Annotated in this window: 13 protein-coding genes; 7 read left to right on the top strand and 6 right to left on the bottom strand. The window is 43.5% G+C overall.

The window, feature by feature from the left end; translation table 11 throughout:
* Positions 1 to 154: 154 nt before the first annotated feature.
* Together murB and murC are read right to left on the bottom strand one after the other, a co-directional pair.
* Positions 155 to 1,156, bottom strand: a complete 1,002-nt coding sequence (gene murB / locus RRG12_RS23090; RefSeq protein WP_069070421.1) for a UDP-N-acetylmuramate dehydrogenase — start codon at positions 1,154 to 1,156, stop codon at positions 155 to 157.
* Between the two features lie 123 nt (positions 1,157 to 1,279).
* Positions 1,280 to 2,743, bottom strand: coding sequence for a UDP-N-acetylmuramate--L-alanine ligase (gene murC, locus RRG12_RS23095; RefSeq protein ID WP_420760811.1), 1,464 nt, complete (start codon positions 2,741 to 2,743; stop codon positions 1,280 to 1,282).
* Positions 2,744 to 3,146: 403 nt separating this feature from the next.
* On the opposite strand from murC, the gene nadD reads away from it, so the two are divergent.
* Both nadD and RRG12_RS23105 read left to right on the top strand, forming a co-directional pair.
* Entirely contained in the window at positions 3,147 to 3,773 is a 627-nt protein-coding gene (gene nadD / locus RRG12_RS23100) for a nicotinate (nicotinamide) nucleotide adenylyltransferase (RefSeq protein WP_420760812.1), read from the top strand.
* Between the two features lie 116 nt (positions 3,774 to 3,889).
* Positions 3,890 to 4,903, top strand: coding sequence for a type I glyceraldehyde-3-phosphate dehydrogenase (locus RRG12_RS23105; RefSeq protein WP_069070425.1), 1,014 nt, complete (start codon positions 3,890 to 3,892; stop codon positions 4,901 to 4,903).
* Between the two features lie 112 nt (positions 4,904 to 5,015).
* Here RRG12_RS23105 and thiL read toward each other — a convergent pair whose 3' ends face one another.
* Entirely contained in the window at positions 5,016 to 6,038 is a 1,023-nt protein-coding gene (thiL, locus tag RRG12_RS23110; RefSeq protein ID WP_420760813.1) for a thiamine-phosphate kinase, read from the bottom strand.
* Positions 6,039 to 6,127: 89 nt separating this feature from the next.
* Between thiL and RRG12_RS23115 the strand changes: the two genes are divergently transcribed.
* Positions 6,128 to 6,715 (top strand): Uma2 family endonuclease, encoded by a 588-nt coding sequence (locus tag RRG12_RS23115; protein ID WP_420760814.1) that lies wholly within the window; start codon positions 6,128 to 6,130, stop codon positions 6,713 to 6,715.
* 39 nt (positions 6,716 to 6,754) lie between these two features.
* Here RRG12_RS23115 and RRG12_RS23120 read toward each other — a convergent pair whose 3' ends face one another.
* A complete protein-coding gene (locus RRG12_RS23120; RefSeq protein WP_420760815.1) occupies positions 6,755 to 7,861 on the bottom strand; it encodes a peptidylprolyl isomerase in 1,107 nt (368 codons plus the stop codon).
* 235 nt (positions 7,862 to 8,096) lie between these two features.
* On the opposite strand from RRG12_RS23120, the gene efp reads away from it, so the two are divergent.
* The 3 genes from efp to RRG12_RS23135 all read left to right on the top strand — a co-directional run bounded on the left by efp (position 8,097) and on the right by RRG12_RS23135 (position 9,730).
* Complete coding sequence (gene efp, locus RRG12_RS23125; protein WP_069070428.1) at positions 8,097 to 8,654, top strand: elongation factor P; 558 nt, start codon at positions 8,097 to 8,099, stop codon at positions 8,652 to 8,654.
* 108 nt (positions 8,655 to 8,762) lie between these two features.
* On the top strand, positions 8,763 to 9,320 hold the full coding sequence (gene accB, locus RRG12_RS23130) for an acetyl-CoA carboxylase biotin carboxyl carrier protein (protein WP_420760816.1): 558 nt from the start codon (positions 8,763 to 8,765) through the stop codon (positions 9,318 to 9,320).
* Between the two features lie 62 nt (positions 9,321 to 9,382).
* The gene (locus RRG12_RS23135) at positions 9,383 to 9,730 is read left to right on the top strand and encodes an ArsR/SmtB family transcription factor (protein ID WP_190893788.1); all 348 of its coding nucleotides are present in this window, start codon (positions 9,383 to 9,385) and stop codon (positions 9,728 to 9,730) included.
* A gap of 113 nt (positions 9,731 to 9,843) precedes the next feature.
* Here RRG12_RS23135 and RRG12_RS23140 read toward each other — a convergent pair whose 3' ends face one another.
* Together RRG12_RS23140 and RRG12_RS23145 are read right to left on the bottom strand one after the other, a co-directional pair.
* Complete coding sequence (locus RRG12_RS23140; RefSeq protein WP_420760817.1) at positions 9,844 to 10,455, bottom strand: GerMN domain-containing protein; 612 nt, start codon at positions 10,453 to 10,455, stop codon at positions 9,844 to 9,846.
* 275 nt (positions 10,456 to 10,730) lie between these two features.
* A complete protein-coding gene (locus tag RRG12_RS23145) occupies positions 10,731 to 12,545 on the bottom strand; it encodes a proline--tRNA ligase (RefSeq protein WP_420760818.1) in 1,815 nt (604 codons plus the stop codon).
* A 178-nt stretch (positions 12,546 to 12,723) separates the two neighbouring features.
* On the opposite strand from RRG12_RS23145, the gene RRG12_RS23150 reads away from it, so the two are divergent.
* Complete coding sequence (locus tag RRG12_RS23150) at positions 12,724 to 13,293, top strand: Uma2 family endonuclease (RefSeq protein WP_069070433.1); 570 nt, start codon at positions 12,724 to 12,726, stop codon at positions 13,291 to 13,293.
* The last annotated feature ends 134 nt before the right edge of the window (positions 13,294 to 13,427 follow it).

Genomic DNA, 13,427 nt, shown 5'->3' on the forward strand with positions numbered 1-13,427 from the left:
TAATTTGACTCTTTTTTTACCAATAATTAATGCGTCATGATCATCGGGAGTAGGGATTAGGGAATTGGGCATTGGGCATTGGGCATTGCATATTGGTTATTAATTCATCTCCCCATTCCCCATTCCCCATTCCCCATTCTCCACTCCCCATTCTTTATCCACAAGCACCTTGAAACTCTCCGAGCATTTTTACTTCTGGCTCTAAATTAATAGACCAACGTTCTTGTACTTGATGTTGGATGTGGCGAATGAGACAGAAGATATCACTAGCTTTTGCCCCACCTCGGTTAACGATAAAATTAGCATGGAGTAATGCTACTTGTGCTCCACCAATTTGGTAGCCTTTCAGACCAGTTTGTTCAATTAACCAGCCAGCACTGTAAGGTTTAGGATTGCGGAACACACTACCACAACTGGGGAAGTTGTATGGTTGGGTGCTTAACCGATGCTTTTTGTGTTCTTTGGTGATTGCTACAACTTTTGCTGGGTCTGCACCTGGCGCAAGTTGTAAGGTAGCTTGGGTAACTATGCGATCACCACCTTGCAATAATGAAGTCCGATAACTATAACCTAACTGTTCAGGGGTAAGAGTTTCTAGCGTACCATCGGGTGAAAGTACCTCGGCACTAACTAACATATCTGCGATACAACTATTATGTGCCCCTGCATTCATCACTACGGCACCTCCAGCTGTTCCCGGTATACCAACAGCCCACTCCAATCCTTGCCACCCTAGCTCTGCTGCTGCCCATGCCAAGCTGGGAATTGATTCTCCGGCAGCAACGGTTAATTGACCTGTTTGGGGGTCAAAGTTGCTAAAGCGGAGATGACGAGTAGCAATGACTAAGCCTGATATACCGCCATCACTCACCAACAGGTTAGAACCTGCTCCCAGTGTTGTCACTTTTAAATCACGTTCTTTTGCGTATTTCAGACTTGCTTGTAGTGCTTCTAAGTTTCGGGGAGAAACGTACAAGTCAGCTGCTCCTCCAACTCTATAGGAAGTAAACGCTGACAAAGAAGCCTGGGACTTAATCGCACAATCAGTACTGGGTAAGTAAATTACTTCACTGTCCACTGAATTAGCTGTTTGGTGTTTCTTTGTATTCAAAGCAGAAACTTTGCAGACGTTTCCAACTGCCTGGGAAATGGTCATCTTTACTTTTTTTGGTAAAATTTTTACATTTATTTACCGCAAAGATACGGTAATAGAGTTCACAAATGAAACCGTTGCTAAAGGGGTACTTTACTCAGAAATAAAATTTCGCAAAGTCTCCATTTAGGATGTAGCTTTAGCAGGCTCACAAAGTGTCGTAATTACTTCAGGAATCACCTGATTCAAATTCCCAGCCCCCAAAAACAACGCCAAATCTCCTGGGCGTAGTGTTTGTAGTAAGTATTCACATACTGAGGGTAAAGTTGGTTGATAAATTACCTGCGAATGCTGTTTAGCAATTTCCGCCGTTAGATGCTCACCACTAATTTGCCCTAAATTGGGTTCGCCTGCACTGTAAATATCAGTCAGTACAACCAAATCAGCATGGGTAAAAGACTCGGCAAATTCTTCTAAAAAGGTCAGTGTCCGGCTATAGCGATGGGGTTGAAAGATAGCAACTACTCTTTGCCCTGGTCTTGCCTGTAAACGTGCTGCGGCGAGAGTAACGCGAATCTCGCTGGGGTGATGAGCATAGTCATCGATGAAGGTAATGCCATTGACTTCACCTCGGAATTCAAAGCGGCGTCTTGCTCCTTCAAAGGTGGCGATACCTTTGGCAATTTCTCCAAATTCTAAGCCTAATACCCGACCAACAGCCACCGCTGCTAGGGCATTACTGAGATTGTGCCGACTAAGCAAGCGCAACTTCAACACGCCCAAAGCTTTGCCTCTTTCCCAAACTAAAGCTGTGGTGCCATCAGCACGATAATCGATATTAGTAACGGTGTAGTCAGCGTCGGTATCTGAATGTAAGCTGTAGGTAATTGTGGGTTGTAAGCGATCGCGCACTGTAGCACAGTCAATGCTACCTATCAACGTTTTACAACCCTTGGCAAATGTTTGGAAGGTGTCAATAACTTCTTCTAATGTATCGTAATGGTCAGGATGATCGAGTTCAATATTGGTGATGATGCCAATCTCTGGAGCGTGTTTTACCAAGGAACCATCAGATTCATCTGCTTCGGCTACCAAATATTGGCTTTGTCCCAATCTAGCATTGCCTTCCCAAGCATTGACTTCGCCACCCACTAAAATCGTTGGGTCTAGACCAGCTTCCAGAAGCATATAGCCAATCATGCTACTGGTTGTCGTTTTGCCGTGTGTTCCTGCCACTGCAATACTATGGTAATCGGCAATTAAGGCGGCTAACACATCTGAACGATGTAAAACTGGACAGCCTAATTCTAGTGCTGCTTTGTATTCTAAATTATTAGTGTTTATTGCTGTTGAACAAATGACTTGAGGCAGTTTTGACTTAGTATCAGCAGGTAATTGTTCTTGTGAATTTAATACTACTGTATTCGCCAATACCTGAGGGCGAAAGAATTCGAGATTGCTTGCCTCTTGTTTACCAAAAATATGAGCACCGATAGATTCCAACTTATGCGTAATATGGTTTGGACGAAGATCCGAACCTGATACTGGAAATTGGCGCTTTGCGAGAACGTATGCCAGAGCAGACATACCTATACCACCGATGCCAATGAAATGAAATGGTCTACCACTAAAATCTACAGAATTAGTCATTTATTACTCCTCTTACACCACACCACACCATAATCACAAATGACACGCGTATCATAACAGGAATTTGATTTTTACCGTAACTGCCCCTATATCATGTTTATATTTGATGCCCAGATGACTTTTCCGCTCTGGTTTTCCTTGTTCAGAATGATTTTACCTTGGTTAGAGGTTTTTGCTATTTCTAAACTGTTCTTAAGATTATTCTGAAAATTTTGGCCGCATCGGGAAAGAAATTCTTGTAATGTCAAATACATATTTTTGGCTACCTTACTGGAATTGGCTACATAATACATTGTTTAGTGAAACTGATTTGAAATTGCATCAAGTCTAGGCGTGAATTGAGTACAATAGTACATTGGTAATGAAACTATTTTTCAATTGCATAAAACCCAGGCATAACTGGATGCAGCAACTCGCAATTTTTGGTGGCACATTTGATCCAATTCATTGGGGACACCTGCTCATAGCCGAGACAGCTTTGCATCAAGTATCCCTTGAAAAGGTAATTTGGGTGCCATCCCTAAATCCTCCTCACAAAGAAGCAGCTTTGTTTGAGCATCGTGTGCAAATGCTGCAATTAGCTACAAAAGATAACCCAGGGTTTGCTGTCTCACTAGTGGAGACAAATCGCTCTGGGACTTCCTATGCCATTAACACCCTGATTGACTTATCTGCTTGTTACCCAAATACTCACTGGTACTGGATTGTTGGCTTGGATACTTTCCAAACCTTACCCCGTTGGTACCGTGGACACGAACTAGCACAAATGTGTGATTGGTTAATCGCACCCCGACTGCTAGGTGGTGAGACTATAACTCAAAGCAAATTAATCTGCAAGCAAGTGGAGCAACAACTCAGGGAGCAGTTACATACCATTCACTGGCAACTCTTGAATATACCTTTAGTAGGAGTTTCGTCAAGTCTAATTCGCAAATTTTGCCGCGAACGCCAGTCAATTCGTTATTTAGTCCCGGAACCGGTAAGATCATATATTACTAACAACAATCTCTACTCGAACAAATCTGAATAAATTATGTGTTTTTTTATTGATCTAACACTTTATGGTTAAAAGTGCCCCCCCCCTTTGCGATATGATTGGGGTCAACGATATCAACATATAAGCATAAATACAGAGGGCAAGACACTGTGATTAGAGTTGCAATCAACGGTTTCGGGCGAATTGGACGTAACTTTGCGCGTTGCTGGGTGGGTAGAGAGAACAGTCAAATCGATCTTGTTGCTATTAATGACACTTCAGACCCTAGAACCAATGCTCACCTGCTCAAGTATGACTCAATGCTAGGGAAGATCAAGGGTGCTGAGATTAGTGCCGATGATAACTCTATCATCGTTAACGGTAAGACCATTAAGTGCGTATCCGATCGCAACCCAGAAAACTTGCCCTGGAAAGATTGGGGAATTGACCTAATTATCGAAGCAACCGGGGTATTTACTAGCAAAGAAGGAGCGCTCAAGCACGTAAATGCTGGAGCCAAGAAAGTTCTGATTACCGCTCCTGGTAAAAACGAGGATGGTACTTTTGTGGTTGGTGTGAATCATCATGACTATGACCACAACAAACACCACATTATCAGTAACGCTAGCTGTACTACCAACTGCTTGGCACCAATCGCCAAGGTGTTGAATGATAAGTTCGGCATCATTAAAGGTACGATGACCACCACCCACAGCTATACAGGTGATCAACGCTTGCTAGACGCTTCTCACCGGGATTTGCGACGGGCGAGGGCAGCAGCGATAAACATTGTACCCACCTCTACTGGTGCAGCAAAAGCAGTAGCACTGGTTATCCCAGACCTGAAAGGCAAGCTAAATGGCGTTGCCTTGCGCGTACCAACCCCGAACGTCTCAATGGTAGATTTCGTAGTTCAGGTTGAGAAGCGTACTATTACTGAAGAAGTTAACCAAGCTCTCAAGGATGCTGCTGAAGGCCCATTGAAAGGCATTTTGGACTATAGCGAACTAGAACTGGTATCGTCTGATTATCAAGGTAGCGATGCTTCTTCGATTGTCGATTCCAGCTTGACTTTAGTTATGGGCAATGACTTAGTAAAAGTTATGGCGTGGTATGACAACGAGTGGGGTTACAGCCAACGAGTCTTGGATTTGGCAGAATTAGTAGCCCAGAAGTGGCAATAATTCATCATTTGCATTTGTCATTTGTCATTGGTCATTGGTCATTATAAAAATGACATAGACGCGCTAGCGGCTACTCTACGAGTTCTCCAGCGGAGTACCCGCAGGAGTAGGACTATTGACGAAAATGTTGATATCCCTGACTAAGATTTAGAACTTGGTCAGGGAATTTTTTTTGTTCGTCGTATAATAGTACTCTTGATCCGGCTGTAATCTTGCCTACGATCGCAGCACCTTCTCCAAGATGTTGCACTAAGGCTGATGCTAATTCTTGTGGTAAGCACAGCACTAATTCAAAGTCTTCGCCACCGTATAGAGCATATTTTAGCGCTTGCTCTGGTGGCAACCAATGGTTAAAAGTTTTTGGTACGGGAATTTGTCTGCGTTCTAAGACAGCGCCAACGCCACTAGCGCGGCAGATTTGGATAATCGCATCTGCCAAACCATCGCTGCTATCCATACCAGCAATGGGCATGGGGCATGGGGATGCTAAAATTTTCCAGAGGATTGGTAAGATATCTAATCGTGGCTGTGGGCGTTGGTGTGCGTGGATTAAAGCCGTCTTTTCCACGTCATTGAGGTCTTGTGCTAATTCGGGATGCAAGAGGAGTTCTAAGCCAGCGTGGGAGGCTCCATGAACGCCTGTAACGACGATCGCATCTCCTACAACAGCAGCAGAACGGCGGATAATTTGACTGGGGTTAACTTGACCAAAAGCAGTAATTGCCAGGGTAGTTACAGGCGATCGCACGACATCACCCCCGACAATTGGAGTATTGTATTTTTGCAGGCATTCTGTCATTCCCTGATACAAGCGTTCTACCCAACTAACCCTAAGTTCACTGGGTAGTCCTAACCCGACAGTGATTCCCAGTGGGGAAGCGCCCATTGCTGCTAAATCTGATAAATTGGCAGCAGCAGCTCGCCAACCTGCATCTTCTGGGGAAGTGGTGAGGTTACTAAAATGCACACCATCAACGAGTACATCTGTAGTCACTACCAAAGATTGTCCTGGTGCAGTCTCAAGTACTGCGGCATCATCGCCGATAATTTCTGGTGGACAGAAGCGCTGTAATCTTTCTAAAAGGCCTTGTTCGCCAATCTCTTTTACTTGTTGAGAAGATAACTCACTGTTCACAATCGGTTTTCCGTGTTGCAAAATTACGAAGAAAACTGATGATTTACTTTACTGTTTAAGATAAGGGTATCGTCTAGGAGTCAGTTGGAATGGTAAAAACACCAGTAACCAGCATTACGTTTGAGGAGTACTTAACCTATGATGATGGTAGCGATTTTCATTATGAACTGGTGGATGGGAAGCTAGAACTAATGAATCCACCTACTATTGAACATTTCCTGATTGCCAAATTTCTTGAGCAATTACTAGATGCAGAAATCAAACGTTGTAACTTTACTTGGCTGTGTTTTCGGGAAAGTGGGGTGAGAACGGGTAGAAATAAATCTAGGTTGACTGATTTGTGTGTTGTGACACTGGAGCAAGCCAGAGAATTATTAAATGTCTCAGCAGTATTTGAGTCACCCCCGTTACTAGTTGTCGAAGTGGTTAGTCCTGAGTCGGTGAAACGGGACTATCGTTATAAACGCTCGGAATATGCGGCCTTAGAGGTTCCTGAATATTGGATTGTAGACCCACTGAAAGCAAAAGTTTCGGTGTTACTACTGGAAGATGGATTTTACGAAGAAACAGTTTTTACAGATAGCCAGCAAATAGTATCACAAATTTTTCCAGAGTTAAGGATCATAGTTGATCAAATATTCACCGCCGGGAATCTGAATCAGGAGAGACGCGATTAATCGCGTCTGTACAAGAATTATTCTTCTCCTGATTTCTTCTTATGCAGCTTGCGGCTCAACCAGATTTTCTATTCCTTTAACCACGGTTGCCGATTCAATTTTGTCACCAGCCTTCAGTTTATCCAAAACTTCTTTGCCTTCGGTGAGATAGCCAAAAACGGCATAACGACCATCTAATAGGTTGCGTCCGGCGGGGGTGAGTTCTGGTTCAAACAGAAAGAAGAAAAATTGTGATGAACCACCATTTACTTCACTTTCGGGACGAGCCATTACCACTGCACCAAAGGCAGAAAAAGGCAGAACTGGCATATCAACGTAACGACCAGCTTCTTCTAGAGTAATGCCATAAGTAGGTTCTTTATCGCCCTCAACCAAGACTTCTAAGGGTATGGCGCGATATTTGCCCGTTTTTGGGTCAATGAAACCTACGTCTTTTCCAGCAGGATCTCCAGTTTGGAGAAAGTAAGATTCTTCAGAACGAGTAAATTCTAAGCCATTATAAAAACCCCTCTGTACCAAATCTACAAAATTACCAGCAGTAACAGGGGCGCTATAACCGTCTACTACAAAGGTTAAATCGCCTTTGTTAGTTTTCAATTCTATAGTGGCACGACCTTTAAGTTGCGGCAGGTTGCTGTACTCAGTAGGCACTTCAAAGGGGAATTGTTTCACCATTGATTCTTCTAGCAAAGTAACGAGATTTAGCAGTTTAGTTCTCTCTTGGAGAATTTGTTCTTTATCTTTGCTGTTCGCCAATTCTTGTAACTTACCCACCCCAGATTTCAACTCGGTAATCCAAGCTTCAGCTTGGGGTTGGCGTTCTTCAGGAACGCTTGTTAAGATTTGGGAAGGTTTATCGAGAATGCGGGATGCTTGGCTGATGTCTTTGGAAATAGCACCCCAACGTCGATTCGCCCGCAGTTGGGCAGAGATGTCCTCTAAACTGGCTTGTAGTTGCCGCACAGGTTTGTTATCTATCGGGAGTGCATACCGCAACAAAGCCTTACCGTCGGTAATTGCATTGCCCGATGGCAGTGCGGCGCTACTGGAGGGAGTCCACCCAGCTGTAGTTATGCCTAAAAATATTGTTACCAGCAGTATTGCCATTAGGCTGTTCTTCAGCCAGGATTTTAATAAGTTAAGCATGGGATAACTCAAATGCAGCATTAAATTGTTGACTGGACGTAACCCATAAATAATCTTCCCACGTTAAGGGCGGAGGATAAATGACAAATACTTCGACTCCTTTCGACTTCGCTCAAGGCAAGTCGCTCAGTACAAGTGACTAATGACAAATGACAACTAACTAATGACAAATGCCCAATGACGACCCTAGAAGGGTACAATAAATGCCGATTGTCTTCAAAAATTTGAAAGTTTCATGATCTCCAGTAACGACTTTCGACCCGGTGTTTCAATTGTATTGGATGGGTCTGTATGGCGAGTGCTTGAATTCCTACACGTCAAGCCAGGTAAAGGTTCTGCCTTTGTACGAACTAAGCTAAAAAATGTCCAGAGTGGGAGCGTTATGGAAAAAACGTTCCGCGCAGGGGAAACAGTGCCGCAAGCCACTTTAGAAAAAAGTACGATGCAGCATACCTATAAAGAAGGCGATGAGTTTGTCTTTATGGATATGGAAACCTACGAAGAAGGCAGATTGACCCGCGAACAAATTGGCGATCGCGTCAAGTACCTTAAGGAAGGTATGGAAGCTGAAGTTATTAAATGGGGTGAGCAGGTTCTAGGAGTAGAATTGCCTAAGTCTGTGGTTCTGGAAATTGTACAAACAGATCCAGGTTTAAAAGGTGACACTGCCACAGGTGGCTCAAAACCAGCAACTCTGGAAACTGGTGCAATTGTGATGGTTCCTTTGTTTATTTCTCAAGGAGAACGCATCAAAGTTGACACTCAGGAAGATAAATATATCAGCAGGGAATAACTTTCATCTCTACGGAGATGCAAGTCCCGATTGAAATCCCTATATAGGGATTAAATCCCTGCCACACTTAAGATGCTCATTTACGGATAGGTCGAGGTAATAAAAACTGTGCCATTGGACTTTAATGAAATTCGCCAATTACTGGCAACTATCGCACAAACAGATATTGCAGAAGTCACGCTCAAAAGCGATGATTTTGAACTAACAGTCCGTAAGGCTGTGAGCCTCAGCAATCAGATGTTGTCGGTAGGTCAAGGGACTTTAGGCAGTGTGGTAGGTTCGGGCTTGACATCGGGTTCATCTGGGGGGAACCAGTTGAACGCCAGTCAGGTAACGGAGGTGTCCACATCTCGCGTGTTTGAAAATACTGGTACTAGCACACAATTGCAGTTGTCAGTAAATCCTCCCTCAACGATTGACCAGAGATTAGTAGAAGTGCCTTCCCCAATGGTGGGAACGTTTTATCGCGCTCCCGCACCTGGGGAAGCAGCATTTGTGGAAGTGGGCGATCGCGTCCGCAAAGGTCAAACAGTCTGTATCATTGAGGCCATGAAGCTGATGAATGAAATTGAAGCCGAAGTCTCTGGACAAGTAATGGAAATTCTTCTCCAAAATGGTGACGCCGTAGAATATGGCCAACCTTTGATGCGAATTAACCCTGATTAAGTATTAATGTATATATCAAGTGAGTAATTGTTAAAACTTTCAGTCTTTGCGGGTTAATCCTGATGAAACAAACGTTGCCTTTACCACCCGAAGTGGTGCAACAAGTAGCTGAATACTTCAGTCTGTTAAGTGAGCCAATGCGCCTGCGGCTGCTCCACTTATTACGGGATGAAGAAAAATGCGTGCAAGAGTTGGTAGAGGCAACACAGACTTCTCAGGCAAATGTGTCAAAACACCTGAAGGTAATGTGGCAAGCAGGTATCCTTAGCCGCCGCAGTGAAGGAACTTGCGCCTATTACCGGGTGGAAGATCAAATGATTTTTGATTTGTGTAATCGGGTTTGCGATCGCCTTGCCACAAGGTTAGAGGAGCAAGCCCGTAATTTTCGTGTGTTAAATAGCAAACGTTAGGTCTTTTGTCCTTTGTCAGTTGTCCTTTGTCAGTTGTCCTTTGTCAGTTGTCATTTGTCAGTTGTCATTTGTGAAAAACCAATGACCAATGACTAATGACTAATGACCAATGACTAAAGGGGATAATTTTTCTGAAAGCTTTCACGAGTTAGTGGTTGTTGTAACTCTACACCCTCACCGCCTAAAACATCTAACGGTTTGCCGTTCACGTCAATGTATACCTTGGCTTTGGGATTTAAACTTGTCGCAGTGTAAACAACTTGTCCCACGCGACCCATCATTGATGTGCTTCCACCACCACTGGTAAAATCTTCAGATAAATTAACGTGAACTTCGTCATTTTCTGACTTCAACCCCAATAGCTTGGTTCCTTTGGGGATGGTTGTAGAATCTGTTCCTTCTGTTGGGCCTGCTAACAAACTTTGAAAAGCTGACTCTAAAGGCTGATTTGGTCGTATAGAAGCTACTTTCACAGGTTGGGGAACCAAAGCAACATTTTTGTCATTTGATCTGAGCCAATAAACATTAGGGGTTTGCTCGTTAGCTGGCTGCCTAGTTGATGGCTGTGCTGGTTGAGCGATTCGCCCAGAGGGGTTTGACGGTGTGGGAGTATTGCCAGATTGTGAAGTAAACCAAGCCACGCCGCCACCTACCGCTACAACCACCGCTGAGACGGCTGCAATTATGCCTGAAGAAATACGATTAGATCCTTGTTGGTCTTTCATGTTCAAAACCTTCCTGACTAGGGCTGATATGGTAGTTATGTGAGGAGCAGCCTGGTTAAGGACGATACTTATAACTGAAGAGTTTCCCACTACCTGGAGGAGACTTTATGCCTTTCAATTCTGCAAGTCCCTAATCCAATTTTAGGATTTCTATTTCTAATCCGTCACCTACCAAATTATGTAAATCTCATTCTTTTTGGAGATGATTGAAGATTAAATTTACAACGCAGAGGAACGCAAAGTAAAATATTGAGTCCTCTGCGTAGGTTAAGCGTTTAATTTTTTACCTGAATGGCGGCAGTAATCCACTGTTTGAGTGTAGTTGTCACTTCTTCAATGACTATTTCTTGAGATTTGCGGGTTGCTCTTTCTACAACTTCAACTTTGCCATTGGCGATCGCGCGTCCGGTTACAATCCTATAAGGGATGCCAATCAAGTCAGCATCTTTAAATTTTACTCCAGCCCTTTCATCTCGGTCATCTAGTAGGGTTTCAATTCCGGCTTGATTGAGTTCTGTGTAAAGTTTTTGAGCGATTTCGATTTGTTGAGCATCCTTAATGTTGGGAATTGTGATGATCGCGTGATAAGGTGCGATCGCAACTGGCCAAATAATCCCATCTTTATCGTAAGATTGCTCTACGGCAGCTTGTGCTAACCGCGACACGCCTACACCAAAACAACCCATAAATAACGGCTTTTCTTCACCCTGTTCATTGGTATAAGTTGCTCCCATCGCTTGAGAGTATTTAGTGCCTAATTGGAAGATGTGACCTGCTTCAATTCCACGGGCACTTTGTAAGGTTTGGTCTGGGTTATGGATGGCGCGATCGCCTGATCTTGCCTTACGAATATCTACTACTCGTTCTGGTAACTTATATTGCTGACCCCAATTAGCACCAACTACGTGATAACCAGCTTCATTCGCCCCTGTCACAAAGTTTTTTAAATCAACAGCTGTTTGATCAACCAAGCGCAAAAACTTGGGATGGATCTGTTTATTGGCAGTAATATACTCGTCTGCGATGTCTGGGGCAATGTAGCCTAAAGGTAGAGATTTAGCTGTCCATGCTTGCTGGGCTTCTACATTTGGTACATTCAAACTAATAATAGTTTTAGCACCATACTCAGAAGCTAATTTAGTCAATTCATTTTGCAATTTGACTTCATTAACTTCCTGATCGCCTCGGATGCTTACCAGAACTAACACTGTTACACCATTATCATAAACGGTTTGATAAAGGACGTTTTTCACCAATTGAGTCGGAGAACAGTTGAGGAGTTGACAGACCTTTTCAATCGTCTCTGTTCCAGGTGTATCCCGTTTTTCGTAAGTTGTAAACCGTGAGGTTTCAGCGTCAATTGGTAAAGAAACAGCCTTTTCTACGTTAGCGGCGTATTTACCATCCTCAGTGTAGAGAACTTCGTCTTCGCCAGCTTCCGCCAAAATCATAAATTCTGTGGAACCAGAACCGCCAATTGCACCAGAATCAGCTTCCACTGCCCGAAAAGCCAAACCGGAACGCCGCAGCATATTGCTGTAGGCTTTATACATATCCTGGTAAGTTTCTTTGAGGCTGGCTTCATCGGTATGGAAAGAGTAGCCGTCCTTCATGATAAATTCTCGTCCGCGCATCAAACCAAAGCGGGGACGAATTTCATCGCGGAACTTGGTTTGAATTTGGTAGAGATGTAACGGTAGCTGGCGATAAGAGCGAATCATATCACGAGCGATCGCTGTGATTACTTCTTCATGCGTTGGGCCTAATCCTAATTGTTGCTCACGGCGGTCAATTAGGGAAAACATAATCCCCTCAGCTTTGGTGTAAGTGTCCCAGCGTCCCGATTCCTTCCATAAATCAGCCGGTTGTAATTGTGGTAGGAGACATTCTTGTGCGCCTGTAGCGTTCATTTCTTCTCGCACAATCTGGGAAACTTTTTGCAATACCCGCCACATCAGCGGGAGATAAGCATAGATCCCGCTACCGATGCGACGAATGTAACCTGCACGGAGTAATAATTTATGACTGGGAATCTCAGCATCAGCTGGATCATCCCGCAGTGTAACAAATAACATTTGTGAAAGTCGCATCGTTTACTCCCTTTCTAGAATCTTTAATTTGTTTATAAACCAATACGGTTCAGTTAAAGGCTACTGACAACAATTTTGGGTTTTCGAGACGCGATAAATCGCCGTCTCTACAAGTGTTTTGTTGCTCATTCTGAACTGTATTGTGATATAATCTTTCCAACTAATTTAGGTCTAGGTTATGAGTCCTTTGACATTAAAACTAGACACCGTTCACTTTAGTGACGAACAATTTTATCACTTATGTCAAAATAACCGCGAATTGAAATTTGAACGCACTGCCAAGGGAGAATTAATCATCATGTCCCCCGTTGGAGGTGAAAGCGGCAATCGAGAAGCAGATTTAATTATCGATCTGGGAATCTGGAATCGGCAAACTAGCCTGGGTTATACTTTCAGTTCTTCTACTATATTCAAATTACCTAATGGTGCTGACCGTTCCCCAGATGCCGCTTGGATTCAACGAGAACGTTGGCAAGCACTTACACCTGAACAAAGACGGAAATTTCCCCCCATTGCACCCGATTTTGTCATTGAATTAAGGTCAGCAACAGATGATTTGGAAATGTTGCGTTCTAAAATGCACGAATATATAGGTGCAGGGGTGCAATTGGCGTGGTTGATAAATCCCCAACAGCAGCAAGTGGAAATTTATCGCCAAAACCAAGATGCGGAAGTGCGAAATCTGCCGACACAATTATCGGGTGAAAATGTATTACCAGGATTTAGCTTGAGTCTATCGTGTTATTAAGATTTGCAAGTGCTGCTAAATCTCCATTATCTGCCCATACTTTACATCGCAGTAAAAAATACTCTATAAGTCTGCGTAGGTACGCTTCATTTTTTGTCGTATGTGACTGCAATTTCAATCGTCAGGGTATCTTA

It is taken from the genome of Nostoc sp. CALU 546, from assembly GCF_048836525.1.